The following is a 22,632-nucleotide window of genomic DNA, read 5'->3' as shown; positions in this document are numbered from 1 at the left end:
TCGATCACGGTGAAGCTGATCAACCCGATCGCGATGGAAGAAGGTCTGCGCTTCGCCATCCGTGAAGGTGGCCGTACCGTCGGCGCAGGTGTCGTGGCCAAGATTCTCGAGTAAAATCGAGGGTTCGCGGTTGCAGTAATTTGCAGTAAAGGTGCCCGGGGCCGGGCGCCCGCCCTCAGTGGGTGTCCGGTCCTACGTTCTTTTTATATTTGGCGATGCAACATCGCCTCGCTCTTTCCAAGGAATTGTCATGCAGAACCAGAAAATCCGCATTCGCCTGAAGGCTTTCGACTATCGCCTGATCGATCAATCGGCAGCTGAAATTGTCGACACGGCAAAGCGGACTGGCGCAATCGTTCGTGGTCCGGTGCCCCTGCCGACCCGTATTCAACGTTTCGACATCCTGCGTTCGCCGCACGTCAACAAGACGTCGCGCGACCAGCTCGAAATCCGCACTCACCAGCGCCTGATGGACATCGTTGACCCGACGGACAAGACCGTCGACGCACTGATGAAGCTCGATCTGCCGGCTGGCGTAGACGTGGAAATCAAGCTGCAATAAGGCTTTGCGGCGATGCCCAGTCCGCTGGGCGTCGCTAAGTCATTGATTGCTTGCGGAAAACGAAAGGCCTCGCTATAATAGTGGGCTTTTCGCGCATTTGCGCAAAAAAGTCGGTGTGCTTCAGCTTGAAAAACGCCGGCATTTTGTAAATTAGCCCCGACCAATCGCAGTCGGGAATGGAGAAAACGATGAGCCTTGGACTCGTAGGTCGCAAGGTTGGCATGACCCGTATCTTTACGGCTGAAGGGGATTCGATTCCCGTCACCGTTCTGGACGTGTCCGACAACCGCGTGACGCAGATCAAGACTGTGGAAACCGATGGCTATACGGCCGTTCAGGTTGCATTCGGTACGCGCCGTGCATCGCGCGTGACGAAGCCGCTGGCAGGTCATCTCGCCAAAGCCGGTGTTCAAGCCGGTGAAATCCTCAAAGAATTCCAGGTTGATGCCGCTAAGGCTGCCGAGTTGTCGAACGGCGCCGTGGTGGGTCCCGACCTCTTCGAAGTAGGCCAAAAGGTCGACGTGCAAGGCGTGTCGATCGGTAAGGGCTACGCCGGTACCATCAAGCGTTACAACTTCGCATCCGGCCGTGCCTCGCACGGTAACTCGCGCTCGCACAACGTGCCGGGTTCGATCGGTATGGCGCAGGATCCGGGTCGTGTTTTCCCGGGTAAGCGCATGACCGGTCACATGGGTGACGATACGGTAACCGTGCAAAACCTCGAAATCGCTCGTATCGACGCCGACCGCAAGCTGTTGCTGGTCAAGGGTGCCGTTCCGGGTGCTAAGGGCGGCAAGGTTTTCGTGACGCCGGCCGTGAAGACGCGCGCCGTGAAAGGAGCGAAATAATGGAACTTAAGCTCCTGAATGCCAATGGTCAGGAAGGCGCAGCTGTTAGCGCGTCGGACGTCGTGTTCGGCCGTGATTACAACGAAGCCCTGATTCACCAGGTTGTGGTGGCCTACCAGGCTAACGCCCGTAGCGGTAACCGCGCGCAGAAGGACCGTGAGCAAGTCAAGCACACGACCAAGAAGCCGTGGCGTCAAAAGGGCACGGGTCGCGCCCGTGCCGGTATGTCGTCGAGCCCGTTGTGGCGCGGCGGTGGCCGTATCTTCCCGAATTCGCCGGAAGAAAACTTTTCGCACAAGGTTAACAAGAAGATGCATCGCGCAGGTCTCTGCTCGATCTTCTCGCAGCTGGCTCGCGAAGGCCGCATCTCGGTGGTTGACGAGCTAACGCTCGAAGCGCCGAAGACGAAGCTGCTGGCCGAAAAATTCAAGGCGATGGGTCTCGAATCCGTGCTGGTGATTACCGACACGGTTGACGAAAACCTGTACCTCGCGTCGCGCAACCTCGCCCATGTGGCAGTTGTCGAGCCGCGTTACGCCGACCCGCTGTCGCTGATCTACTTCAAGAAGATCCTGATCACGAAGGCTGCGGTCGCCCAGATCGAGGAGTTGCTGTCATGAGCGAGATTCGCAAGAACGATCATCGTTTGATGCAGGTCCTGCTCGCGCCGGTGATCTCCGAAAAGGCGACGCTGGTGGCCGACAAGAACGAGCAAGTCGTGTTCGAAGTCGCGCCGGATGCCACGAAGCAGGAAGTGAAGGCCGCTGTTGAACTGATGTTCAAGGTGGAAGTCGATTCCGTCAACGTGCTGGTCTCGAAGGGCAAGGCAAAGCGCTTTGGCCGCTTCATGGGCAAGCGCAAGGACGTGAAGAAGGCCTACGTCTGCCTGAAGCCTGGTCAGGAAATCAACTTTGAAGCGGAGGCCAAGTAATCATGGCAATCGTTAAAGTTAAGCCGACTTCGCCGGGTCGCCGCGCGATGGTCAAGGTGGTCAACAAGGATCTGCATAAGGGCAAGCCGTTCGCACCGCTGCTCGACGCGCAATCCTCGATCGCCGGCCGTAACAACAACGGTCACATCACCACGCGTCATAAGGGCGGTGGTCATAAGCATCACTATCGTGTCGTCGATTTCCGTCGCACGAAGGATGGCATTCCGGCCAAGGTCGAACGTCTTGAGTACGATCCGAACCGTAGCGCGAACATCGCGCTGGTTCTGTACGCGGACGGCGAGCGCAAGTACATCATCGCTCCGAAGGGTGTGACGGTGGGTCAGCAACTGATGTCGGGTTCGGAAGCTCCGATCCGCGCAGGTAACACGCTGCCGATCCGCAACATTCCGGTCGGTACGACGATTCACTGCATCGAAATGCTGCCGGGCAAGGGCGCGCAAATGGCGCGTTCGGCTGGTACGTCGGCGATGCTGCTGGCTCGTGAAGGTACATACGCACAGGTCCGCCTGCGTTCGGGTGAAATTCGCCGTGTGCACGTTGAGTGCCGCGCGACGATCGGTGAAGTTGGCAACGAAGAGCACAGCCTCCGTCAAATCGGTAAGGCTGGCGCAAACCGCTGGCGCGGCATCCGCCCGACGGTGCGTGGCGTTGCAATGAACCCGGTCGATCACCCGCACGGTGGTGGTGAAGGCAAGACGGCTGCAGGTCGCGACCCGGTGAGCCCGTGGGGCACGCCGACGAAGGGTTATCGTACCCGCAGCAACAAGCGCACGACGAGCATGATCGTCCAGCGCCGTCACAAGCGTTAAGGAGTAGGCAATGGCACGTTCTGTAAAAAAAGGTCCGTTCTGCGACGCCCATTTGCTGAAGAAAGTTGAGGCGGCTGCAGCTTCGCGGGATAAGAAGCCGATCAAAACCTGGTCGCGTCGTTCGACGATTCTGCCGGATTTCATCGGTTTGACGATTGCCGTGCACAACGGCCGTCAACACGTTCCGGTGTATATCTCGGAAAACATGGTCGGCCACAAGCTTGGCGAGTTCGCATTGACCCGGACGTTCAAGGGTCACGCGGCCGACAAGAAGGCTAAGAAATAAGGGGCTCATGATGGAAGTGAAAGCAATTCATCGCGGTGCCCGCATCTCGGCGCAGAAGACGCGCCTTGTGGCTGACCAGATCCGCGGTTTGCCGGTCGACAAGGCGCTGAACGTTCTGACGTTCTCGCCGAAGAAGGCTGCGGGAATCGTGAAAAAGGTCGTGCTGTCGGCGATCGCGAATGCGGAGCACAACGAAGGCGCCGATATCGATGAGCTCAAGATCACGAGCATCTATATCGACAAGGCTGCCTCGCTCAAGCGTTTTACCGCGCGCGCTAAAGGCCGCGGTAACCGCATCGAGAAGCAATCCTGTCACATCACTGTGACGGTCGGTAACTAAGGGGTCATACGATGGGACAGAAAATTCATCCGACTGGCTTCCGTTTGGCCGTCAGCCGCAATTGGGCGTCGCGTTGGTACGCGAACAACAACAATTTCGCGGCGATGTTGCAGGAAGACATCGGTGTACGTGAGTACCTGAAGAAGAAGTTGAAAAACGCTTCGGTTGGTCGCGTCGTTATCGAGCGTCCGGCGAAGAACGCGCGCATCACGATTTATAGCTCGCGTCCGGGTGTGGTCATCGGCAAGAAGGGCGAGGATATCGAACTGTTGAAGTCGGAACTCCAGAAGCGTATGGGCGTTCCGGTTCACGTCAACATTGAAGAAATCCGCAAGCCGGAAACCGATGCGCAACTGATCGCCGATTCGATCACGCAACAGCTCGAGCGCCGGATTATGTTCCGTCGCGCGATGAAGCGTGCAATGCAAAACGCCATGCGTCTGGGTGCTCAAGGCATCAAGATCATGAGCGCTGGCCGCCTGAACGGTATCGAAATCGCCCGTACGGAATGGTATCGCGAAGGTCGCGTACCCCTTCATACGCTGCGCGCTGACATCGACTACGCAACTTCGGAAGCGAAGACGACGTACGGCATCATCGGCGTGAAGGTGTGGGTCTACAAGGGCGATACGCTCGGCCGCAACGACGCACCGGTGGTGGAAGAAGTCGCCGAAGAAAAGCGTCCGCGCCGCAATGCACGTCCGGGTGGCGATCGCCGTCCGCGTCGCGATGGTGAAGGTGGTGGTCCGGCAGGTGCACGCCGTGGCGCCCCCCGTCGTGCTGGCGGTGCCGGCGGTGACGGGAAGACTGGAGAATAACGATGCTGCAACCGAAACGCAGAAAGTATCGCAAAGAGCAGAAGGGTCGTAACACCGGTATCGCCACCCGCGGCAACGCGGTGTCGTTCGGTGAATACGGTCTGAAGGCTATCGGTCGTGGTCGTTTGACCGCGCGCCAGATTGAAGCGGCGCGTCGTGCAATGACCCGTCACATCAAGCGTGGTGGCCGTATCTGGATCCGCATTTTCCCGGACAAGCCGATCTCGCATAAGCCGGCTGAAGTACGTATGGGTAACGGTAAAGGTAACCCTGAGTACTACGTCGCAGAGATTCAACCGGGCAAGATGCTGTACGAAATGGACGGCGTAACCGAAGAGTTGGCACGCGAAGCGTTCCGTCTGGCTGCAGCGAAGCTGCCGCTCAAGACGACCGTTATCGTTCGTCAGCTCGGCGCCTAAGGAGCAAATGATGAAGGCTTCCGAACTTCACCAGAAAGATCAGGCCGCGCTCAACAAGGAGCTGTCGGACCTGCTGAAGGCGCAATTCGGCCTGCGCATGCAACTCGCGACCCAGCAGCTCACGAACACGAGCCAGCTGAAGAAGGTCCGTCGCGACATCGCACGTGTGCGGACCGTCCTGACTGAGAAGGCGAACCAGAAATGAACGATAGCGTAAAAACCTCGCTCAAGCGGACGCTGGTCGGCAAGGTCGTCAGCAACAAGATGGACAAGACGGTCACCGTGCTGGTCGAGCACCGCGTGAAGCACCCGATCTACGGCAAGTACGTTGTGCGTTCGAAGAAGTACCACGCGCACGACGATGCGAACACGTACAACGAGGGCGACCTCGTTGAAATCCAGGAAACGCGTCCGATTTCTAAGACGAAAGCTTGGGTTGTGGCTCGCCTGGTCGAGGCTGCTCGCGTCATCTGACGCCGCAAGTTGTAGAAGTAGTTGAAATCGCAGTAAGTTTCGCTTGCAAGACCGAGATTATTTGTTATAATCTCGGTCTTCCCTCTTTGTGGGAGCCCCGTCGCGGGCGAAGTTGGTGGGGGAAGCGGTTCAGGCGCCAGTCTGTTCCGAAGGATTCACCGGATTGCGATGGCGGGTTTCGTTTGCCGTCGCTGCTGTTCTAACCCAAGCAGCCGATTGGCTGACGGGACCAAGACTGACCGGGTGCGCCATGGTGGTGCGACCGGATTAAGTTGGGAATGATAAACCATGATCCAGACCGAAACTCGGCTTGAAGTGGCCGACAACACGGGTGCACGTGAAGTCATGTGCATCAAGGTGCTCGGCGGCTCGAAGCGTCGTTATGCCAGCATTGGCGACATCATCAAGGTGACCGTCAAAGAAGCAACGCCGCGCGGGCGCGTGAAGAAAGGCGAAATTTATAACGCCGTGGTGGTTCGCACCGCCAAGGGCGTTCGTCGTCAGGACGGCTCGCTGATCAAGTTCGATGGCAACGCCGCTGTGTTGTTGAATGCCAAGCTCGAACCTATTGGCACCCGTATTTTCGGGCCTGTCACGCGCGAGTTGCGTAGCGAACGATTCATGAAGATCGTTTCGCTGGCACCGGAAGTGCTGTAAGGAGTCGCGATGAACAAGATTCGCAAAGGTGACGAAGTTATCGTCATCACCGGCAAGGACAAGGGCAAGCGCGGCATCGTGCTGTCCGTTGGCGAGAATCATGTGACGGTCGAGGGTATCAACCTCGTCAAGAAGCATGTCAAGCCGAACCCGATGAAGGGTACGACGGGCGGCGTGGAAGCCAAGACGATGCCGCTGCAAATTTCGAACGTCGCATTGGTCGACGCGAATGGCAAGGCATCGCGTGTAGGCATCAAGGTCGAAGGAGACAAGAAAGTCCGTTTCCTTAAGACGACCGGTGCCGAGCTGAGCGCCTGACGCTGCGGAGTAAAAAAATGGCTCGTTTGCAAGAGTTTTACAAAGAGAAGGTTGTACCCGGCCTCATCGAGAAGTTCGGTTACAAGTCCGTGATGGAAGTGCCGCGCATCACCAAGATCACCCTGAACATGGGCCTTGGCGAAGCGGTTGCTGACAAGAAGATCATCGAAAACGCCGTTGGCGACCTGACGAAGATTGCTGGCCAGAAGCCGGTGATCACGAAGGCACGTAAGGCAATCGCTGGCTTCAAGATCCGTCAGGGCTATCCGATCGGTGCAATGGTCACGTTACGTGGTCAGGCAATGTACGAATTTCTGGACCGTTTCGTGACGGTTGCGCTCCCCCGTGTGCGCGACTTCCGTGGCGTGTCGGGTCGTGCGTTCGATGGTCGCGGCAACTACAACATCGGTGTGAAAGAGCAGATCATTTTCCCCGAAATCGACTACGACAAGATCGACGCACTGCGTGGGCTGAACATCAGCATCACGACGACTGCGAAGACCGACGACGAAGCAAAGGCCCTGCTCGCCAGCTTCAAGTTCCCGTTCAGAAACTGAGGTTACCGTGGCTAAACTGGCACTGATCGAACGTGAAAAGAAGCGTGCTCGCCTCGCTGCTAAGTACGCTCCCAAGCGTAACGAGTTGAAGGCGATCATTGGCGATATGAGCAAGTCGGACGAAGAGCACTACGCAGCCCGTCTCGAACTGCAACAACTGCCGCGCAACTCTAATCCGACCCGTAAGCGCAACCGTTGCGCAATTACCGGTCGCCCGCGCGGCACGTTCCGTAAATTCGGGCTGGCGCGTAACAAGATTCGCGAAATCGCGTTCCGCGGCGAGATCCCTGGCCTGACCAAGGCGAGCTGGTAATAGGAGAAACGTAAATGAGCATGAGTGATCCTATCGCCGATATGCTGACTCGCATCCGCAATGCGCAGATGGTTGAGAAGGTTTCGGTGCAAATGCCCTCGTCGAAAGTGAAGGTTGCGATCGCGCAGGTCCTGAAGGACGAAGGCTATATCGACGATTTCGCAGTGAAGTCCGAAGGTGCGAAGTCGGAATTGAACATCGTGTTGAAGTACTACGCTGGCCGTCCGGTCATCGAACGCATTGAACGCGTTTCGAAGCCTGGTCTGCGTGTGTACCGCGGCCGTAACGACATCCCCGTGGTCATGAATGGCCTCGGCGTGGCAATCGTGTCGACGCCGAAGGGCGTGATGACGGACCGCAAGGCGCGCGCTACGGGCGTTGGCGGCGAAGTCATCTGCTACGTCGCTTAAGGCCGAAAGGAGAGAAACATGTCTCGAGTAGGTAAAAGCCCGATCGTGCTGCAAGGCGCGGAAGTGGCCCTGAGCGACGATCGCATCACCGTCAAGGGTCCGTTGGGCACGATTACGCAAGCTGCAAACCGCCTCGTGAAAGTGGTGAACGACAACGGCACGCTGAAGTTCGAGCCGGTTGACGAAAGCCGCGAAGCGAACGCGATGTCGGGCACGATGCGCGCACTCGTTGCGAACATGGTGAACGGCGTGACGAAGGGTTTCGAGCGCAAGCTGACGCTGGTTGGCGTCGGTTACCGCGCACAGGCGCAAGGCGACAAGCTGAACCTGTCGCTGGGTTTCTCGCACCCCGTGGTGCACCAGATGCCGGAAGGCGTCAAGGCTGAAACCCCGACGCAAACCGAAATCGTGATCAAGGGGATCAATAAGCAACAAGTTGGCCAGGTCGCTGCAGAAGTGCGCGGCTATCGCCCGCCGGAGCCCTATAAGGGCAAGGGTGTGCGTTACGCCAACGAGGTTGTGATCCTCAAAGAAACGAAGAAGAAGTAAGGGTGCGCAATCATGGATAAGACTCAATCTCGCCTGCGCCGCGCTCGTCAGACGCGTATCAAGATCGCTGAGCTGCAGGTCGCGCGTCTCGCCGTGCATCGCACGAACACGCACATCTATGCGCAGGTGTTCTCGCCGTGCGGCACCAAGGTGCTCGCCAGCGCGTCGACGCTCGAAGCCGAAGTGCGTGCGCAACTGGCTGATCAGACCGGCAAGGGTGGCAACGTTGCTGCTGCTACGCTGATCGGCAAGCGCATTGCAGAAAAGGCTAAGGCTGCCGGCATCGAATCCGTCGCCTTCGACCGTTCGGGTTTCCGTTACCACGGCCGCGTGAAAGCGCTGGCTGATGCGGCGCGCGAAGCCGGACTCAAGTTCTAAGGGAAGAATTCGTCATGGCAAAGATGCAAGCGAAAGTTCAGGCTGACGAACGCGACGATGGCCTGCGCGAAAAGATGATTTCGGTCAACCGCGTGACCAAGGTTGTGAAGGGCGGCCGGATTCTCGGTTTTGCCGCACTGACCGTGGTTGGCGACGGCGATGGCCGCATCGGCATGGGCAAGGGCAAAGCGAAGGAAGTTCCGGTTGCTGTTCAGAAGGCAATGGAACAAGCTCGCCGCAACATGTTCAAGGTGCCGCTCAAGAACGGCACGTTGCAACACGAAGTGCACGGTAAGCACGGCGCATCCGCAGTCCTCCTCGCTCCGGCGAAGGATGGTACCGGCGTGATCGCTGGCGGCCCGATGCGCGCAGTGTTCGACGTGATGGGTGTGCAGAATGTGGTGGCCAAGAGCCACGGTTCGACGAACCCGTACAACCTCGTTCGTGCAACGCTCGACGGCCTGCGCAAGCAGTCCACGCCGGGCGACATCGCGGCGAAGCGTGGCAAGTCCGTCGAAGAAATTCTGGGCTAAAGGTGGACACCATGTCTGATAAAACTGTCAAGGTTCAGCTCGTCAAGAGCCTGATCGGGACCCGCGAAACGCACCGCGCTACGGTGCGTGGCCTGGGCCTGCGTCGACTCAACTCGGTTAGCGAGTTGCAAGACACGCCGGCTGTGCGCGGCATGATCAACAAGGTTTCGTACCTCGTTAAGGTCATCAGCTAAGCGGCTGACCCGGACTCAAGGAGTTGATAATGGAATTGAATAACCTGAAGCCGGCCGAAGGCTCGAAGCACGCAAAGCGTCGCGTGGGTCGTGGTATCGGTTCGGGCCTCGGCAAGACGGCTGGCCGTGGTCACAAGGGTCAGAAGTCGCGTTCGGGCGGCTTCCACAAGGTTGGCTTCGAAGGCGGTCAAATGCCGCTGCAACGTCGCCTGCCGAAGCGGGGCTTCACCTCGCTGACGAAGGAATTCGTCGGTGAAGTGCGTCTGTCGGATCTTGAAAAGCTGCCGGTCGACGAAATCGATCTGCTGGCTCTGAAGCAAGCCGGTCTGGTCGGCGAGCTGATCACGAGCGCCAAGATCATCAAGACGGGCGAGCTGAAGCGCAAGATCGTTGTGAAGGGTCTGGGTGCGACGAAGGGTGCGCGCGCTGCGATTGAAGCAGCTGGCGGCTCCTTTGCCGAGTAACGTGCAAGTCGTTTGCCGTCACTAGCATTTGCATCGGAGAAGCTACTTGGCTAACAGCCCGAGTCTCGCAAAACCCGGTCGAAGCGCGGCGAAGTTCGGCGATCTGCGTCGGCGTGCAGTGTTCCTGCTGCTGGCGCTTGTCGTCTACCGTATCGGCGCGCATATTCCGGTTCCGGGTATTGATCCGGACCAACTGGCAAAGCTGTTCCAGAGCCAGTCGGGTGGCATCCTTGGCATGTTCAACATGTTCTCGGGTGGCGCACTTTCGCGGTTCACGATTTTCGCGCTTGGGATCATGCCGTACATTTCGGCGTCGATCATCATGCAGTTGCTGGCGATTGTCTCGCCGCAAATGGAAGCGCTGAAGAAAGAAGGGCAGGCGGGTCAACGGAAGATCACGCAGTACACGCGTATCTTTACGGTCCTGCTGGCAACGTTCCAAGCCTTCGGCATCGCCGTGGCGCTTGAGAACCAGCCGGGCCTGGTGATTGATCCGGGTATGGTGTTCCGGCTGACAACGGTCGTAACGCTGGTGACCGGCACGATGTTCCTGATGTGGCTGGGCGAGCAGATCACGGAACGCGGGCTTGGCAACGGTATCTCGATCATTATTTTCGGCGGGATTGCGGCGGGTTTCCCGAATGCAATCGGCGGTCTGTTTGAACTGGTGCGAACCGGCTCGATGGGTCCGTTCTCGGCGATTATCGTGGTTGCACTGATCGCTGCTGTGACCTACCTGGTGGTGTTCATCGAACGCGGCCAGCGCAAGATCCTCGTGAACTATGCGAAGCGGCAGGTCGGTAACAAGATTTACGGTGGGCAGTCGTCACATCTGCCGCTGAAGCTGAACATGTCGGGCGTGATTCCGCCGATCTTTGCATCGTCGATCATTCTCTTCCCGGCAACTATCCTGAACTGGTTTAGTTCGGGGTCGCGTAACAGCTGGTTCGCAGACACGCTGCACAACGTGGCCGAAGCGCTTAAGCCCGGTCAACCCGTGTATGTGTTGTTGTACGCGTTGGCGATCGTCTTCTTCTGCTTTTTCTACACCGCATTGGTGTTCAACAGCAGGGAAACGGCCGACAACCTGAAGAAGAGCGGCGCTTTCGTCCCGGGTATTCGCCCGGGCGATCAGACGGCTCGATATATCGACCGCATCCTCACGCGTTTGACGCTGGCTGGTGCGATCTACATCGTGTTCGTGTGTCTGCTGCCCGAATTTCTGGTGCTGCGCTGGAACGTGCCGTTTTATTTTGGTGGAACGTCGCTGCTGATCATTGTCGTCGTCACAATGGATTTCATGGCGCAGGTGCAGTCGTACGTTATGTCGCAACAGTATGAATCGCTGCTGAAGAAAGCCAATTTCAAAGGCGGCGGCGTCCCGATGCGTTGAAAGGACTTATGGCCAAAGACGATGTGATCCAGATGCAGGGTGAAGTCATCGAAAACCTGCCTAATGCTACCTTCAGGGTGAAGCTGGAAAACGGCCATGTCGTATTGGGACACATATCCGGCAAGATGCGGATGCACTACATCCGAATCCTACCGGGCGACAAGGTGACGGTTGAATTGACGCCTTACGATCTGTCGCGTGCGCGGATCGTGTTCCGGGCGAAGTGATTTGAAAAAAGGGTAATATCATGAAAGTGATGGCATCGGTTAAGCGCATTTGCCGCAATTGCAAGATCATCAAGCGCAAAGGCGTTGTGCGCGTGATTTGCAGCTCTGATCCGCGCCACAAACAGCGTCAAGGCTGAACGCCGCGCTTTTGCTTGCGCTTTTTGTTTGAGGAAAAACAATGGCTCGTATCGCAGGGGTTAACATCCCGAATCACCAGCATACCGAAATTGGCCTGACGGCGATTTACGGTATTGGCCGCACGCGCTCGCGCGACATTTGCGTCGCTGCTGGTGTGGCATTTTCGAAGAAGGTCAAGGACCTGAACGACGCAGACCTCGAAAAGCTGCGTGAAGAAGTCGGCAAGTTCATCGTCGAAGGCGATCTTCGCCGTGAAACGACGATGAACATCAAGCGGCTGATGGATCTGGGCTGCTATCGTGGCGTGCGTCACCGCAAGGGCTTGCCCCTGCGTGGCCAACGCACGCGTACGAATGCCCGTACGCGCAAGGGTCCGCGTCGTGCAGCGCAATCGCTGAAGAAGTAAGCGGAACTGACAGTTACAGGAAAACGTAATGGCTAAGGCTTCGAACAACTCCGCGGCGCAACGCGTTCGCAAGAAGGTCAAGAAGAACGTCGCCGAGGGCGTGGTTCACGTTCACGCGTCGTTCAACAACACCATCATCACGATCACCGATCGTCAGGGCAACGCACTCGCCTGGGCAACGTCGGGTGGTCAGGGCTTCAAGGGTTCGCGTAAATCGACCCCGTTTGCAGCCCAGGTGGCAGCTGAATCGGCTGGCCGCGTGGCGATGGAATACGGCGTGAAGAACCTCGAAGTGCGGATCAAGGGCCCTGGCCCTGGCCGTGAGTCCGCGGTGCGCGCGTTGCATGGTCTTGGCATCAAGATCACCGCGATCTCCGACGTGACGCCGGTACCGCACAACGGCTGCCGTCCGCCGAAGCGTCGTCGTATCTAAGACGCTTGTTTCGCTAGCGCCTGTTGCCGCCGGGTAGTGTGCCGGCGACGACGGGCTGCTTGCGTTATTGAATTGACTAAGCCCACCGTTCGACCCAAAGGGCTCGGACTAGCGTGAACGCGAGTTCACGTGATCAATCATTGAAGGAATCAACGTGGCACGTTATATCGGCCCTAAGGCCAAGCTGTCCCGCCGTGAAGGCACTGACCTCTTCCTGAAGAGCGCCCGTCGTTCGCTGGCTGACAAGTGCAAGCTTGACAGCAAGCCTGGCCAACATGGCCGCACTTCGGGTGCCCGTACGTCCGACTACGGCACGCAGCTGCGCGAAAAGCAAAAAGTGAAGCGCATCTACGGCGTTCTCGAGCGCCAGTTCCGCCGTTACTTCGCTGAAGCCGACCGCCTCAAGGGCAACACGGGTGAAAACCTGCTGCAATTGCTCGAGTCGCGTCTCGACAACGTCGTGTATCGCATGGGCTTCGGCTCGACGCGCGCTGAAGCGCGTCAGCTCGTCGGCCACAAGGCGATCACGGTGAACGGCGTCGTCACCAACATCCCGTCGCTGCAAGTTAAGGCAGGTGACGTGGTTGCGGTGCGTGAACAGGCCAAGAAGCAAGCGCGTATTCTCGAAGCGCTGTCGCTGGCTGAGCAAGGTGGTCTGCCGAGCTGGGTCGCTGTCGATTCGAAGAAGTTCGAAGGCACGTTCAAGAGCAAGCCGGAACGCAGCGATATCGCTGGCGATATCAACGAAAGCCTGATCGTCGAATTGTATTCGCGGTAATCGGATTGGCGGCCGGGGCACCCTGATTGCGATGCGCAAGGGGGCGCCTCGGCTGTTTATTTTCAGGTTGTTACCGGTCAGCCTTATCGGTGTAACGAGCCGAGGGTATTGAAAAGGAAAACCTATGCAAACCAGTTTGTTGAAGCCCAAGATCATCGCAGTTGAATCGCTTGGTGAGAGCCATGCGAAAGTGGTCATGGAACCGTTTGAACGCGGTTACGGCCACACCTTGGGTAACGCGCTCCGGCGCGTACTGCTGTCGTCGATGATCGGCTACGCGCCGACCGAAGTGACGATTGCAGGCGTGGTTCACGAGTATTCGACGCTCGACGGTGTGCAAGAGGACGTAGTCAACCTGCTGCTGAACCTGAAGGGTGTCGTGTTCAAGTTGCATAATCGTGACGAAGTGACGGTTACGCTGCGCAAGGAAGGCGAAGGCGTTGTCACCGCCGGTGACATCGAACTCGCGCACGATTGTGAAGTGATCAATCCGGATCACGTGATTGCGCATCTGTCGAAGGGCGGCAAGCTCGACGTTCAGATCAAGGTCGAAAAGGGCCGCGGTTATGTGCCGGGCAACGTGCGTCGCTACGGCGAAGAGTCGGCCAAGATCATCGGCCGTATCGTGCTGGACGCTTCGTTCTCGCCGGTTCGCCGTGTGAGCTATGCCGTGGAAAGCGCGCGTGTCGAACAGCGTACCGACCTCGACAAGCTCGTCATGAACATCGAAACCAACGGTGTGATTTCGCCGGAAGAAGCGATTCGTCAATCGGCGCGTATTCTGGTCGATCAGCTGTCGGTGTTCGCTGCGCTGGAAGGCACGGAAGCTGCCGCTGAAGCGCCTTCGCGTGCGCCGCAGATCGATCCGATCCTGCTGCGTCCGGTGGATGATCTCGAACTCACGGTTCGTTCCGCGAACTGCCTGAAGGCCGAGAACATTTACTACATCGGCGACCTGATCCAGCGCACGGAAAACGAACTGCTGAAGACGCCGAATCTGGGCCGCAAGTCGTTGAACGAAATCAAGGAAGTACTGGCGTCGCGTGGTCTGACGCTCGGCATGAAGCTCGAAAACTGGCCGCCGGCTGGGCTGGACAAGTAAGCGCGAGCTTATTGAGTATTCGTCCGGGACGAAAGTCACCGCGGCACGACTGGCACGGACGCGGATTTTCCTTTAAAATCCGCGTCTTGCCTTTTTTAACTACCGGCCCGTGCACTCGCAAACCTCCGGGTTCGCCGAGCGCGATAGAAGAGCTGGACCAAAACTTTGAATCGAAGGAATTGAAATGCGTCACCGTCATGGTCTGCGGAAACTGAACCGCACGAGCAGCCACCGTCTGGCAATGCTCCGTAACATGTCCAACTCGCTGATCGAGCACGAAGTCATCAAGACGACGCTGCCGAAGGCGAAGGAACTCCGTAAAGTCGTCGAGCCGCTGATCACGCTCGGCAAGAAGCCGTCGCTGGCAAATCGTCGTCTGGCGTTCAACCGCCTGCGCGATCGTGACTCCGTCTCGAAGCTGTTCGACGTGCTCGGCCCGCGCTTCGCAAACCGTCCGGGTGGCTACCTGCGCATCCTGAAGTTCGGTTTCCGCGTTGGCGACAATGCACCGATGGCACTGGTCGAATTGATGGACCGTCCGGAAGTCGAAGAAGTTGAAGTGCAAGAAGCTGAATAAGCTTCCCGCATCGCTGAAAAGGCCAGACGAAAGTCTGGCCTTTTTGTTTGTGGACGCATACAGAATCAGACCGTAGCTAATCAAGCGGCAGCATGCCGGGCGCCTGCCTGCGGCCGACCGAGTCCGGTGATACGATAGCAACACGCGTTTTCCACCCTGCCGGAGTTATCCGTGACCTCGAATGTGACGCTGATCCTGACGACCGTGCCCGATGCGGACACGGCGCAGAAGCTCGCCACACAGGCGCTGGATGCACGCCTTGCCGCTTGCGTCAGCCAGCAGGGAGTGATCCATTCGACCTACCACTGGCAGGGCAAGCTCGAGTCCGCCGATGAGATCCAGTTACTCTTCAAAACGAGCGCGGCACGGGCTCTGGAGCTCGAGTTATTCATCGAGAAACATCATCCGTACGACACCCCCGAAATCCTCTGCTGGCAAGCCACGGCCTCTGTAGCTTACGGCCAGTGGGTCATTGCTGAGACTCAACGCCCTGTTCATGTTTAATGCTCTTCACCGACGGGGGCGCGATTCCCTGCGCGCGGCCGTGCTGTTCGTCTCCTGCCTGCTGGTAGTCCTGATGTCCGCTGCTGGCGCGGCGTACGCCGACGACGATTTCCTGGATCCGGCTGTTGCCTTCAAATTCAGTGCAAGCGAACAGCCTGGCGAAGTGCTTGTTCACTACAAGATCGCGGACGGGTACTACATGTATCGGGAGCGGTTCTCCTTTGCGACCCGCAACGGAACCGTGACGATCGGCGATCCACAATTGCCCGCGGGCCACGTCAAGTTCGATCAAACGTTCGGGAAGAATGTCGAAACCTACCGGAACGAGTTGACCATTCGCGTCCCGGTAAAGCAGGCCGCGGGGCCCTTCGATCTCGCGGTGACTTCGCAAGGTTGCGCCGACGCGGGTATTTGCTATCCGCCGATGGAGCGCGTGTATCACGTCGAAGGCGCCGCGCTACACGCCGCTAGCGTCTCGCCCACCCCCGCAGTCACCACTCAAACGGCAAACAACGCCGACATAGCAAACACCTCCTCGTGGTACGAACGCACAACCAGCGCTGACTACGCGCAGTCGCTTCTGCAGGGCGGCAGCTTCTTCACGATCGTCGGCCTGTTCTTCGTCGCCGGCGCCGTGCTTAGCCTGTTGCCGTGCTCGTATCCGATGATCCCGATCCTGTCTGCCATTATCATCGGCGAAGGGGCACGTGTGACGCGTGGTCGTGGCTTCGCGCTGTCGCTTGCTTATGTGATCGGTATGGCGCTCGTCTATACCGTGCTCGGTATCGCCGCGGCGCTTGTGGGTCAGAGCCTCGGCGCATGGTTGCAGAATCCGTGGGTATTGGGTGCATTCGGTGTGCTGCTGACGGCGTTCGCAGTGACGCTGATCGCCGGCTACGACATTGCCTTGCCGCAACGCTGGCAGGACGGTGCGTCGCGCGCGTCGCAAGGGCGCTCCGGTGGCAAGTTCGCGGCGGTGGCGGCGATGGGCGCGCTGTCCGCGCTGGTCGTCGGCGCTTGCATGACGGCGCCGCTGTTCGCGATCCTGGCGTTTATCGCCCACACAGGCAACGCCGTGCTCGGTGCGGCCGCGCTGTTCTCGATGGGTATCGGCCTGGGCGTTCCGTTGTTGATCATCGGCTTGGGCGCAGGTACCTTGCTGCCGCGTGCGGGTGTGTGGATGGACGGCGTGAAGATCTTCTTCGGGATAGTGCTGCTCGCCGCCGCGTTGTGGATCGTTTGGCCAGTGCTGGGTGCGACTGCGCAAATGTTGCTGAGCGCGTTATGGCTCCTGGTCGCCGCGGTCTCTCTCGGACTGTTCTCGCCACCAGCTGGCGCCAGTTCCGTGTGGCGTCGACTTGGTCGGGGTCTGGGCGTCGCGCTGACCGTCTGGGCCGTGGTGCTGCTAGTTGGTCTCGCGGCCGGATCGTCGGATCCGCTCAAGCCGCTCGCAGTAATGGCCGCGCGCGGCGGCCCTGGTGATGTGGCCGGCGTCCCTTCGGGGGCAGCGAATGCCGCTACTGCTGCAGACAGCCTCACGTTTGCCCCGGTACGCTCGTCGACCCAGCTCGACCAGGCCGTAAAGGCCGCTGCCCAGCCGGCGATGCTCGACTTCTACGCGGACTGGTGCGTGAGCTGCAAGGAAATGGAGAAATTCACCTTCAGCGACCCGCGCGTACATGCCCGGCTGCAGCAACTCAACCTGCTGCGCGCGGACGTGACTGCCAACAACCCCGATGACCAGACTTTGCTGAAGCGCTTCAAGCTGTTTGGGCCTCCGGGCATCATCTTCTTCGACCCGAGCGGAGCGGAGGTGCTGCGCGTCGTCGGCTACGAGTCGGCCGACACGTTCCTGCACAGCCTCGACCGCCTGGCCACGCCGCCGCAATCGTAGTCGCCGCGGCCCTGACAAAGCACGCCGTCGCAAACAGCACGCGAGACTTTCAGCCATTAAAAAAGCGGAGACCCGCTCCCGGTGCCTCCGCTTTCATCAAACTTCAAACCTGCTGCACAGCGTCTGCGTCTGACATCATCGCTCGTCACGAGGCGCCCAACCCAGCGCCTCAGCCCGCCTCACTTTTGCGCGCGCAAAATCCGCGCAGCGTCCAGCGCAAAATACGTCAGCACGCCATCTGCGCCCGCCCGCTTGAACGCCAGCAGCGATTCCATCATCGCCTTGTCGTGATCGAGCCAGCCGTTTTGCGCGGCCGCCTTGAGCATCGCGTACTCGCCGCTCACCTGATACACATAAGTCGGAAAGCGGAACTCGTCCTTCACGCGACGGACGATATCGAGGTACGGCATGCCGGGCTTCACCATCACCATGTCCGCGCCTTCTTCGATGTCCGCACGCACTTCGCGCAGCGCTTCATCCGAATTCGACGGGTCCATCTGATAGGTCATCTTGTTGCTCTTGCCGAGGTTCGTCGCGGAACCAACGGCGTCGCGGAACGGCCCGTAGAACGCCGACGCGAACTTGGCCGAGTAGGCCATGATCCGCGTATGAATGTGATCCTCGCTCTCGAGCATTTCGCGGATCGCGCCGATGCGCCCGTCCATCATGTCCGACGGAGCCACGATATCCACGCCCGCTTCCGCTTGTGCGCGGGCCTGCTCGACGAGAATCTCGACGGTCACGTCGTTGATCACATAGCCCGCTTCATCGATCACACCGTCCTGGCCGTGGCTCGTGTAGGGATCGAGTGCAACGTCGGTAAGAACGCCTAGCTCCGGGAAATGCTTTTTCAGTTCGCGGACGGCGCGCGGAATCAGACCGGCTTCGTTGGTCGCCTCGCGGCCGTCCGGTGTTTTCAGCGACGGTTCGATCGCCGGAAACAGCGACAGTACCGGCACGCCAAGCGCGACGCACTGTTCGGCCACGCCCATCAGCAGATCGACCGACACGCGTTCCACGCCGGGCATCGACGCCACGGCTTGCCGCACGTTGGTGCCTTCTACGACGAACACGGGGTAGATCAGGTCGTTGGTGGTGAGGATGTTTTCGCGCATGAGACGGCGCGAGAAGTCGTCACGGCGCATGCGGCGCGGACGGTGATGCGGATAGAAGCTCATATCGAATGTCTTGGATTGCGTGGAGATGGTGAGGCAACAGCGCGTGCCTGAGCCTGCTGAAAACTCTTTTCGAGACAATGGTATATCATACCGATCGAGCAAGGCGCCATGCGCTGACCTCCCCGCTTCTCCTCCCTGAGCGGGTGCCTGTCGTTTTTCGATTAGGCTGTTTGGCCCGCCGTCAGTTGCGGCGGGTTTTTTTATGGGCGAACGAAAAAGGGCCCAGACCAGGTTAATCCCCAGCCTGGCAGCGGAAGTTATTCGGACGCGACCACGCCGTCCGCGCTACCCGCATCCTCAGGAACGAGCCAGCTTTCAATCAGCTCGTGAGCCTCGTCCAGACCGACCCGCTTGAGGGCCGAGAACAACTGGGCGGTCAACTCTCCCCGATAACCGCCAGCCGTATATTCCGCCAGCCCTTTGTGGGTGGCCCGCAGCGCGTTGATGCTCTCCTGCCGCGTCAATTTGTCGCACTTTGTCAGCAGGGTGTGGATCGGCTTGCCGGTCGGCGCAAACCACTCGATCATCACCCGGTCCAGATCGGTGAGCGGGCGGCGCGAGTCCATCATCAGGATCATGCCGCGCAGTTGCGATCGCTGTTGCAGATAGCTCGACAGCAACGCCTCCCAGTGTGCCTTGGCGGCGCCGGGCACTTCCGCGTACCCATAACCGGGCAAATCCACCAGGTGGGCCACTGGCTCGGCTGCAGGCCCTACCGAGAAGTAATTGATATGCTGGGTACGGCCCGGTGTCTTACTAGCGAAGGCGAGACGCTTCTGATTGCACAGCAGATTAATCGCCGTCGATTTGCCCGCATTCGAGCGTCCCGCAAACGCGATTTCGGGTTGCGGGGTGGCCGGCAGATCACGCAAGTGATTGACGGTCGTAAAGAAGCGGGACTGGTGGAGCAGGAAGGACATGGGGGAACCAGAATATGAGACGCCGGGGAACCCGGGGTGGGGACGGGTCAAGCCCGACTGGCGTCTAAGCGATTAGCGAGTTATTGTACAATATGATGGTTTACTGAATTTACTGAAGACCTGAGGAGGGGCCAGCGCGCGTGCCTCTGCGGTAAATCGGTCGCCGTCGTTTTGCAGAACCTCTAATTCCCACAAGACGAAACAGGGTGTGCGAATGAATCGACTGTGCAAAGCACTGATGGTATTTCAAGTAGCGGCAGGTCTTTCAGGTTTAGCAGTTCAGGCGCGAGCAGCAGATCCGGCAAAACCGGACGTCAATCGGGGACAGGCAATTGCGACGCAGGTTTGCGCGTCGTGTCACGGCGCCGACGGTAATAGCGCCGGCGGGGCGTATCCCAAGCTGGCCGGCCAGCACCCCGAATATCTCGTCAAGCAGTTGATGGATTTCAAAACCCAGCCCGGTGCCAAGCAGCCTGCGCGTAATAATGCGATTATGGCCGGCATGGCCGCAGCGCTGTCCAGCCAGGATATGGTTAACGTTGCCGCGTATTTTGCGGCGCAGACGCCGAAGCCCGGTTACGCACACGACAAGAACACCGTCCCGCTAGGCGAGAAGATTTATCGCGCGGGCATCGCCGAGCGAGCTGTCCCGGCGTGTGCAAGTTGCCATGGTCCTACAGGCCAGGGCATTCCGGTGCAGTATCCGCGTCTGTCGGGGCAGTGGGCGGAATATACGGTGACGCAGTTGAACGCGTTCACGCAGGGCCCGGGCGCGCGCAACAACAGCGACCCGATGCATACCATTGCGTCACGGCTGTCGGATAGCGACATCAAGGCTGTGGCCGATTACATCGCGGGCTTGCATTAGTAAGTCCGCACGCAAGTGCAACCGGCCCAGCGAGGCCGGTGAAAAAACAAGAAAAGGGTGATGGCGTCGCTCGCTTCGTGCGTCAGCGGCGGCCGTTCACCCTTTTTTGCTGTTCTGTCGGAGTGTGAATGAGCGTCACCACGTCGGGTATTGAAATAACGTCGGGCCAGCGGCCCATGCGTCGCGTTATCGAGTTGATGAGTTCGATGCGATTCGCCATCGCGCTGCTGGTGATTCTGGCGATCGCGAGCATCATCGGCACCGTCCTCACTCAGGACGATCCGTATCCCAACTACGTTAACCAGTTCGGCCCCTTCTGGGCGGATATCTTCCGCTCGCTGAGCCTGTACACCGTGTACAGCTCCTGGTGGTTCATGCTGATCCTATGCTTCCTGATGGTCTCGGTGTCGCTCTGCGTGATCCGCAATGCGCCGAAGATGGTCGCGGATATGAAGAGCTGGAAGGACAAGGTCCGCGAATCGAGCCTGCGCGCGTTCCACCACAAGGGCGAATTCGCCGTCGGCAGCTCGCGTGAGCAGGCCACGGCCACGCTGGCGAAACTGTCGGGCCGGCTCGGCTACAAGTTCGTGACGCGGGAGTCGGACGGCGCGACGCTGATCGCGGCCAAGCGCGGTGCGCTCACCAAGCTCGGCTATATCTCGGCTCACATTGCGATTGTCGTCATCTGTCTGGGCGGCCTGCTCGACAGCAATCTGCCGATCAAGCTGCAGATGTGGATGTTCAACAAGACGCCCATCAACAGTAACACGGTGATCAGCGACATTCCGCCCGAACACCGTCTGTCCCAATCCAATCCGACGTTCCGCGGCTACGCATGGGTGCCGGAGGGCGAGCATGTCTCGACGGCGATCCTGAACCAGCCGAATGGCTCGTTGATCCAGGACTTGCCGTTTTCGATCCAGTTGAACAAGTTCATCGTCGATTACTACTCGACCGGCATGCCGAAGCTGTTTGCGAGCGATATCGTCGTGATCGATCACAAGACCGGCCAGAAGATTCCGGCACGGGTCGAAGTGAACAAGCCGTTCGACTACGACGGTGTATCGATCTACCAGTCGAGCTTCCAGGATGGCGGCTCGCAGATGCAGATGACCGCCTTCCCGATGTCGGGCACCAGCGCCAAAACGGCTCCGTTCAGCGGCACGATCGGCAATTCGGTGCCGTTGGGTAATGCGGTGCCTGGGGCGGACGGCCAGACGATCGAATTCGCCGATTTCCGCGCCATCAACGTGGAGAACATCTCGAACGGCAGCGGCGCCAATGACGCGCGCGGCGTCGCACACCAGACGCTGAAGGAAGCCTTCGACGAGCGGCTCGGTTCAGGCGCCAAGACCTCGAAGCCGCTGGATCTGCATAACGTCGGCCCATCGGTGCAGTACAAGGTGCGCGGCAAGGACGGCCAGGCGCGCGAGTACAACAACTACATGCTGCCGGTCGACGTGGGTGGCGAGAAGATGTTTCTCGCCGGCATGCGCATCAACCCGGACGATCCGTTCCGCTATCTGCGGATCCCCGCCGACCAGGGCGGCACGGTCAACGAGTGGATGAACCTGCGCGCCGCGCTCGAGAATCCGGCCACGCGCGCCGCGGCGGCGCGCCGTTTCGCGCTGCGCTCGGTGCCGGCATCGAACGCGGACCTGCAGCAGCACCTCGAAGAAAGCGCGTTGCGCGTCCTGACCCTCTTTGCGGGTGGCGACAGCAGCGTCGGCATGATGCAGGGCGGCCAGAACATCGGTGGTTTCCAGGCGATTGCTGCCTTTATCGACCATTCAGTGCCGAAGGGCGAGCAGGAAAAAGCGGCCTCGCTGCTGCTGCGCATGCTCGAAGGCTCGACCTGGGACGTATGGCAACTGGCCCGCGAACAGGCCGGCGAGCCCGACGCGACGCCCTCGGCGGACACGAGCCTCTTTATCCAGAGCTCGATCAATGCGATATCTGACAGCTTTTTGTATGGATCGCCGGTCTATTTACAGCTCGACTCATTCAAGCAGGTGCAAGCTTCGGTATTTCAGTTGACGCGCGCGCCGGGCAAAAAAGTCGTGTATCTTGGCAGCCTGCTCCTCGTATTGGGCATCTTCTCGATGTTCTACGTCCGCGAACGGCGCCTCTGGTTCTGGATCAAAGATACCGATCACGGTACGAACGTCGTGATGGCGATGTCGAGCGCGCGCAAAACGCTTGATTTCGACAAGGAGTTCGCCCAGACGCGCGACGCTGTCGGCGCTGTGCTGGGTGCCAAACCCAGTGACGCTGCCGAGAATGGCGGCACCTCCGGCGCACCGTCCGCAGGTTCACAAGATACGACCCGGTAA

The 22,632-nt window shown here is 59.1% G+C and carries 35 protein-coding genes and 1 pseudogene; 34 read left to right on the top strand and 2 right to left on the bottom strand.

Features of this window, described 5'->3' with window-relative positions:
* The 32 genes and pseudogenes from P3T20_RS35820 to dsbD all read left to right on the top strand — a co-directional run.
* Positions 1–114: pseudogene (locus P3T20_RS35820) on the top strand (elongation factor Tu); the annotation flags it as partial.
* Positions 115–250: 136 nt separating this feature from the next.
* Positions 251–562 (top strand): 30S ribosomal protein S10, encoded by a 312-nt coding sequence (rpsJ, locus tag P3T20_RS35815; protein WP_006998489.1) that lies wholly within the window; start codon positions 251–253, stop codon positions 560–562.
* A 188-nt stretch (positions 563–750) separates the two neighbouring features.
* Entirely contained in the window at positions 751–1,410 is a 660-nt protein-coding gene (gene rplC, locus P3T20_RS35810) for a 50S ribosomal protein L3 (RefSeq protein WP_074262707.1), read from the top strand.
* Positions 1,410–2,030, top strand: coding sequence for a 50S ribosomal protein L4 (gene rplD, locus P3T20_RS35805; RefSeq protein ID WP_074262706.1), 621 nt, complete (start codon positions 1,410–1,412; stop codon positions 2,028–2,030). Before rplC ends, rplD begins: the two co-directional genes overlap by 1 nt.
* Complete coding sequence (gene rplW, locus P3T20_RS35800; RefSeq protein ID WP_074262705.1) at positions 2,027–2,341, top strand: 50S ribosomal protein L23; 315 nt, start codon at positions 2,027–2,029, stop codon at positions 2,339–2,341. Before rplD ends, rplW begins: the two co-directional genes overlap by 4 nt.
* A 2-nt stretch (positions 2,342–2,343) precedes the next feature.
* Positions 2,344–3,171, top strand: a complete 828-nt coding sequence (rplB, locus tag P3T20_RS35795; RefSeq protein ID WP_074262704.1) for a 50S ribosomal protein L2 — start codon at positions 2,344–2,346, stop codon at positions 3,169–3,171.
* Between the two features lie 10 nt (positions 3,172–3,181).
* A complete protein-coding gene (gene rpsS, locus P3T20_RS35790) occupies positions 3,182–3,457 on the top strand; it encodes a 30S ribosomal protein S19 (protein WP_004199273.1) in 276 nt (91 codons plus the stop codon).
* A gap of 7 nt (positions 3,458–3,464) precedes the next feature.
* The gene (gene rplV, locus P3T20_RS35785) at positions 3,465–3,797 is read left to right on the top strand and encodes a 50S ribosomal protein L22 (RefSeq protein ID WP_007180133.1); all 333 of its coding nucleotides are present in this window, start codon (positions 3,465–3,467) and stop codon (positions 3,795–3,797) included.
* A gap of 11 nt (positions 3,798–3,808) precedes the next feature.
* Complete coding sequence (gene rpsC, locus P3T20_RS35780) at positions 3,809–4,615, top strand: 30S ribosomal protein S3 (protein ID WP_074262703.1); 807 nt, start codon at positions 3,809–3,811, stop codon at positions 4,613–4,615.
* A gap of 2 nt (positions 4,616–4,617) precedes the next feature.
* A complete protein-coding gene (gene rplP, locus P3T20_RS35775) occupies positions 4,618–5,034 on the top strand; it encodes a 50S ribosomal protein L16 (RefSeq protein WP_074262702.1) in 417 nt (138 codons plus the stop codon).
* Positions 5,035–5,044: 10 nt separating this feature from the next.
* Entirely contained in the window at positions 5,045–5,239 is a 195-nt protein-coding gene (gene rpmC, locus P3T20_RS35770) for a 50S ribosomal protein L29 (RefSeq protein ID WP_007180130.1), read from the top strand.
* A complete protein-coding gene (gene rpsQ / locus P3T20_RS35765; protein ID WP_007180129.1) occupies positions 5,236–5,508 on the top strand; it encodes a 30S ribosomal protein S17 in 273 nt (90 codons plus the stop codon). Before rpmC ends, rpsQ begins: the two co-directional genes overlap by 4 nt.
* Positions 5,509–5,796: 288 nt before the next feature.
* On the top strand, positions 5,797–6,165 hold the full coding sequence (rplN, locus tag P3T20_RS35760) for a 50S ribosomal protein L14 (RefSeq protein WP_006052212.1): 369 nt from the start codon (positions 5,797–5,799) through the stop codon (positions 6,163–6,165).
* 9 nt (positions 6,166–6,174) lie between these two features.
* Positions 6,175–6,483: a 50S ribosomal protein L24 gene (gene rplX, locus P3T20_RS35755; protein ID WP_074262701.1), complete on the top strand. Its 309-nt coding sequence runs from the start codon at positions 6,175–6,177 to the stop codon at positions 6,481–6,483.
* A 17-nt stretch (positions 6,484–6,500) separates the two neighbouring features.
* Positions 6,501–7,040 (top strand): 50S ribosomal protein L5, encoded by a 540-nt coding sequence (gene rplE, locus P3T20_RS35750; RefSeq protein ID WP_006052214.1) that lies wholly within the window; start codon positions 6,501–6,503, stop codon positions 7,038–7,040.
* A 7-nt stretch (positions 7,041–7,047) separates the two neighbouring features.
* Positions 7,048–7,353 (top strand): 30S ribosomal protein S14, encoded by a 306-nt coding sequence (gene rpsN / locus P3T20_RS35745; protein WP_074262700.1) that lies wholly within the window; start codon positions 7,048–7,050, stop codon positions 7,351–7,353.
* Positions 7,354–7,367: 14 nt separating this feature from the next.
* Positions 7,368–7,763 (top strand): 30S ribosomal protein S8, encoded by a 396-nt coding sequence (gene rpsH, locus P3T20_RS35740; RefSeq protein WP_074262699.1) that lies wholly within the window; start codon positions 7,368–7,370, stop codon positions 7,761–7,763.
* 18 nt (positions 7,764–7,781) lie between these two features.
* Positions 7,782–8,312 carry a 50S ribosomal protein L6 gene (rplF, locus tag P3T20_RS35735; protein WP_074262698.1) on the top strand — a complete coding sequence of 177 codons (531 nt, stop codon included), beginning with the start codon at positions 7,782–7,784 and terminating at the stop codon, positions 8,310–8,312.
* Positions 8,313–8,324: 12 nt separating this feature from the next.
* Positions 8,325–8,690, top strand: a complete 366-nt coding sequence (gene rplR / locus P3T20_RS35730) for a 50S ribosomal protein L18 (RefSeq protein ID WP_006052218.1) — start codon at positions 8,325–8,327, stop codon at positions 8,688–8,690.
* A gap of 14 nt (positions 8,691–8,704) precedes the next feature.
* A complete protein-coding gene (rpsE, locus tag P3T20_RS35725; protein WP_074262697.1) occupies positions 8,705–9,223 on the top strand; it encodes a 30S ribosomal protein S5 in 519 nt (172 codons plus the stop codon).
* Between the two features lie 11 nt (positions 9,224–9,234).
* Positions 9,235–9,417: a 50S ribosomal protein L30 gene (gene rpmD, locus P3T20_RS35720; RefSeq protein WP_007180126.1), complete on the top strand. Its 183-nt coding sequence runs from the start codon at positions 9,235–9,237 to the stop codon at positions 9,415–9,417.
* Positions 9,418–9,446: 29 nt separating this feature from the next.
* On the top strand, positions 9,447–9,881 hold the full coding sequence (gene rplO / locus P3T20_RS35715) for a 50S ribosomal protein L15 (protein ID WP_074262696.1): 435 nt from the start codon (positions 9,447–9,449) through the stop codon (positions 9,879–9,881).
* 46 nt (positions 9,882–9,927) lie between these two features.
* Positions 9,928–11,274, top strand: coding sequence for a preprotein translocase subunit SecY (gene secY, locus P3T20_RS35710; protein WP_074262695.1), 1,347 nt, complete (start codon positions 9,928–9,930; stop codon positions 11,272–11,274).
* A gap of 8 nt (positions 11,275–11,282) precedes the next feature.
* Positions 11,283–11,501, top strand: a complete 219-nt coding sequence (gene infA / locus P3T20_RS35705) for a translation initiation factor IF-1 (protein ID WP_004521905.1) — start codon at positions 11,283–11,285, stop codon at positions 11,499–11,501.
* A gap of 20 nt (positions 11,502–11,521) precedes the next feature.
* Positions 11,522–11,638, top strand: coding sequence for a 50S ribosomal protein L36 (gene rpmJ, locus P3T20_RS35700; protein WP_004199844.1), 117 nt, complete (start codon positions 11,522–11,524; stop codon positions 11,636–11,638).
* A gap of 41 nt (positions 11,639–11,679) precedes the next feature.
* Complete coding sequence (gene rpsM / locus P3T20_RS35695) at positions 11,680–12,045, top strand: 30S ribosomal protein S13 (protein WP_006052223.1); 366 nt, start codon at positions 11,680–11,682, stop codon at positions 12,043–12,045.
* Between the two features lie 28 nt (positions 12,046–12,073).
* Positions 12,074–12,478: a 30S ribosomal protein S11 gene (gene rpsK, locus P3T20_RS35690; RefSeq protein ID WP_006052224.1), complete on the top strand. Its 405-nt coding sequence runs from the start codon at positions 12,074–12,076 to the stop codon at positions 12,476–12,478.
* A gap of 154 nt (positions 12,479–12,632) precedes the next feature.
* Complete coding sequence (gene rpsD / locus P3T20_RS35685) at positions 12,633–13,256, top strand: 30S ribosomal protein S4 (RefSeq protein ID WP_074262694.1); 624 nt, start codon at positions 12,633–12,635, stop codon at positions 13,254–13,256.
* A gap of 124 nt (positions 13,257–13,380) precedes the next feature.
* On the top strand, positions 13,381–14,358 hold the full coding sequence (locus tag P3T20_RS35680; RefSeq protein WP_027199071.1) for a DNA-directed RNA polymerase subunit alpha: 978 nt from the start codon (positions 13,381–13,383) through the stop codon (positions 14,356–14,358).
* A 184-nt stretch (positions 14,359–14,542) separates the two neighbouring features.
* Positions 14,543–14,935 (top strand): 50S ribosomal protein L17, encoded by a 393-nt coding sequence (gene rplQ / locus P3T20_RS35675; protein ID WP_074262693.1) that lies wholly within the window; start codon positions 14,543–14,545, stop codon positions 14,933–14,935.
* 171 nt (positions 14,936–15,106) lie between these two features.
* Positions 15,107–15,439, top strand: a complete 333-nt coding sequence (cutA, locus tag P3T20_RS35670; protein ID WP_429289386.1) for a divalent-cation tolerance protein CutA — start codon at positions 15,107–15,109, stop codon at positions 15,437–15,439.
* Positions 15,432–17,333 (top strand): protein-disulfide reductase DsbD, encoded by a 1,902-nt coding sequence (gene dsbD, locus P3T20_RS35665; protein ID WP_429289385.1) that lies wholly within the window; start codon positions 15,432–15,434, stop codon positions 17,331–17,333. Before cutA ends, dsbD begins: the two co-directional genes overlap by 8 nt.
* Positions 17,334–17,512: 179 nt before the next feature.
* On the opposite strand, the gene hemB is transcribed toward dsbD, so the two are convergent.
* Together hemB and yihA are read right to left on the bottom strand one after the other, a co-directional pair.
* A complete protein-coding gene (gene hemB, locus P3T20_RS35660; protein WP_074262690.1) occupies positions 17,513–18,511 on the bottom strand; it encodes a porphobilinogen synthase in 999 nt (332 codons plus the stop codon).
* Positions 18,512–18,768: 257 nt separating this feature from the next.
* Positions 18,769–19,431: a ribosome biogenesis GTP-binding protein YihA/YsxC gene (yihA, locus tag P3T20_RS35655; protein ID WP_429289384.1), complete on the bottom strand. Its 663-nt coding sequence runs from the start codon at positions 19,429–19,431 to the stop codon at positions 18,769–18,771.
* Between the two features lie 214 nt (positions 19,432–19,645).
* Between yihA and P3T20_RS35650 the strand changes: the two genes are divergently transcribed.
* Complete coding sequence (locus tag P3T20_RS35650; RefSeq protein ID WP_429289383.1) at positions 19,646–20,299, top strand: c-type cytochrome; 654 nt, start codon at positions 19,646–19,648, stop codon at positions 20,297–20,299.
* A gap of 128 nt (positions 20,300–20,427) precedes the next feature.
* Positions 20,428–22,632, top strand: a complete 2,205-nt coding sequence (locus P3T20_RS35645) for a cytochrome c biogenesis protein ResB (RefSeq protein ID WP_429289382.1) — start codon at positions 20,428–20,430, stop codon at positions 22,630–22,632.

This window comes from Paraburkholderia sp. GAS206C (assembly GCF_050435645.1).
GTDB classification, from domain to species: Bacteria; Pseudomonadota; Gammaproteobacteria; order Burkholderiales; family Burkholderiaceae; genus Paraburkholderia; species Paraburkholderia phenazinium_B.
Note: the sequence above shows the minus strand (reverse complement) of the source record. Positions and strands in the feature narration are given on the sequence as shown.

What these genes read in the sequence shown, in the direction of transcription:
- rpsJ (WP_006998489.1), top strand. Translation starts at nt 251, where the DNA reads ATGCAGAACCAGAAAATCCGCATTCGCCTGAAGGCTTTCGACTATCGC.
- rplC (WP_074262707.1), top strand. Translation starts at nt 751, where the DNA reads ATGAGCCTTGGACTCGTAGGTCGCAAGGTTGGCATGACCCGTATCTTT.
- rplD (WP_074262706.1), top strand. Translation starts at nt 1,410, where the DNA reads ATGGAACTTAAGCTCCTGAATGCCAATGGTCAGGAAGGCGCAGCTGTT.
- rplW (WP_074262705.1), top strand. Translation starts at nt 2,027, where the DNA reads ATGAGCGAGATTCGCAAGAACGATCATCGTTTGATGCAGGTCCTGCTC.
- rplB (WP_074262704.1), top strand. Translation starts at nt 2,344, where the DNA reads ATGGCAATCGTTAAAGTTAAGCCGACTTCGCCGGGTCGCCGCGCGATG.
- rpsS (WP_004199273.1), top strand. Translation starts at nt 3,182, where the DNA reads ATGGCACGTTCTGTAAAAAAAGGTCCGTTCTGCGACGCCCATTTGCTG.
- rplV (WP_007180133.1), top strand. Translation starts at nt 3,465, where the DNA reads ATGATGGAAGTGAAAGCAATTCATCGCGGTGCCCGCATCTCGGCGCAG.
- rpsC (WP_074262703.1), top strand. Translation starts at nt 3,809, where the DNA reads ATGGGACAGAAAATTCATCCGACTGGCTTCCGTTTGGCCGTCAGCCGC.
- rplP (WP_074262702.1), top strand. Translation starts at nt 4,618, where the DNA reads ATGCTGCAACCGAAACGCAGAAAGTATCGCAAAGAGCAGAAGGGTCGT.
- rpmC (WP_007180130.1), top strand. Translation starts at nt 5,045, where the DNA reads ATGAAGGCTTCCGAACTTCACCAGAAAGATCAGGCCGCGCTCAACAAG.
- rpsQ (WP_007180129.1), top strand. Translation starts at nt 5,236, where the DNA reads ATGAACGATAGCGTAAAAACCTCGCTCAAGCGGACGCTGGTCGGCAAG.
- rplN (WP_006052212.1), top strand. Translation starts at nt 5,797, where the DNA reads ATGATCCAGACCGAAACTCGGCTTGAAGTGGCCGACAACACGGGTGCA.
- rplX (WP_074262701.1), top strand. Translation starts at nt 6,175, where the DNA reads ATGAACAAGATTCGCAAAGGTGACGAAGTTATCGTCATCACCGGCAAG.
- rplE (WP_006052214.1), top strand. Translation starts at nt 6,501, where the DNA reads ATGGCTCGTTTGCAAGAGTTTTACAAAGAGAAGGTTGTACCCGGCCTC.
- rpsH (WP_074262699.1), top strand. Translation starts at nt 7,368, where the DNA reads ATGAGCATGAGTGATCCTATCGCCGATATGCTGACTCGCATCCGCAAT.
- rplF (WP_074262698.1), top strand. Translation starts at nt 7,782, where the DNA reads ATGTCTCGAGTAGGTAAAAGCCCGATCGTGCTGCAAGGCGCGGAAGTG.
- rplR (WP_006052218.1), top strand. Translation starts at nt 8,325, where the DNA reads ATGGATAAGACTCAATCTCGCCTGCGCCGCGCTCGTCAGACGCGTATC.
- rpsE (WP_074262697.1), top strand. Translation starts at nt 8,705, where the DNA reads ATGGCAAAGATGCAAGCGAAAGTTCAGGCTGACGAACGCGACGATGGC.
- rpmD (WP_007180126.1), top strand. Translation starts at nt 9,235, where the DNA reads ATGTCTGATAAAACTGTCAAGGTTCAGCTCGTCAAGAGCCTGATCGGG.
- rplO (WP_074262696.1), top strand. Translation starts at nt 9,447, where the DNA reads ATGGAATTGAATAACCTGAAGCCGGCCGAAGGCTCGAAGCACGCAAAG.
- infA (WP_004521905.1), top strand. Translation starts at nt 11,283, where the DNA reads ATGGCCAAAGACGATGTGATCCAGATGCAGGGTGAAGTCATCGAAAAC.
- rpmJ (WP_004199844.1), top strand. Translation starts at nt 11,522, where the DNA reads ATGAAAGTGATGGCATCGGTTAAGCGCATTTGCCGCAATTGCAAGATC.
- rpsM (WP_006052223.1), top strand. Translation starts at nt 11,680, where the DNA reads ATGGCTCGTATCGCAGGGGTTAACATCCCGAATCACCAGCATACCGAA.
- rpsK (WP_006052224.1), top strand. Translation starts at nt 12,074, where the DNA reads ATGGCTAAGGCTTCGAACAACTCCGCGGCGCAACGCGTTCGCAAGAAG.
- P3T20_RS35680 (WP_027199071.1), top strand. Translation starts at nt 13,381, where the DNA reads ATGCAAACCAGTTTGTTGAAGCCCAAGATCATCGCAGTTGAATCGCTT.
- rplQ (WP_074262693.1), top strand. Translation starts at nt 14,543, where the DNA reads ATGCGTCACCGTCATGGTCTGCGGAAACTGAACCGCACGAGCAGCCAC.
- dsbD (WP_429289385.1), top strand. Translation starts at nt 15,432, where the DNA reads ATGTTTAATGCTCTTCACCGACGGGGGCGCGATTCCCTGCGCGCGGCC.
- hemB (WP_074262690.1), bottom strand. Translation starts at nt 18,511, where the DNA reads ATGAGCTTCTATCCGCATCACCGTCCGCGCCGCATGCGCCGTGACGAC.
- yihA (WP_429289384.1), bottom strand. Translation starts at nt 19,431, where the DNA reads ATGTCCTTCCTGCTCCACCAGTCCCGCTTCTTTACGACCGTCAATCAC.
- P3T20_RS35650 (WP_429289383.1), top strand. Translation starts at nt 19,646, where the DNA reads ATGAATCGACTGTGCAAAGCACTGATGGTATTTCAAGTAGCGGCAGGT.
- P3T20_RS35645 (WP_429289382.1), top strand. Translation starts at nt 20,428, where the DNA reads ATGAGCGTCACCACGTCGGGTATTGAAATAACGTCGGGCCAGCGGCCC.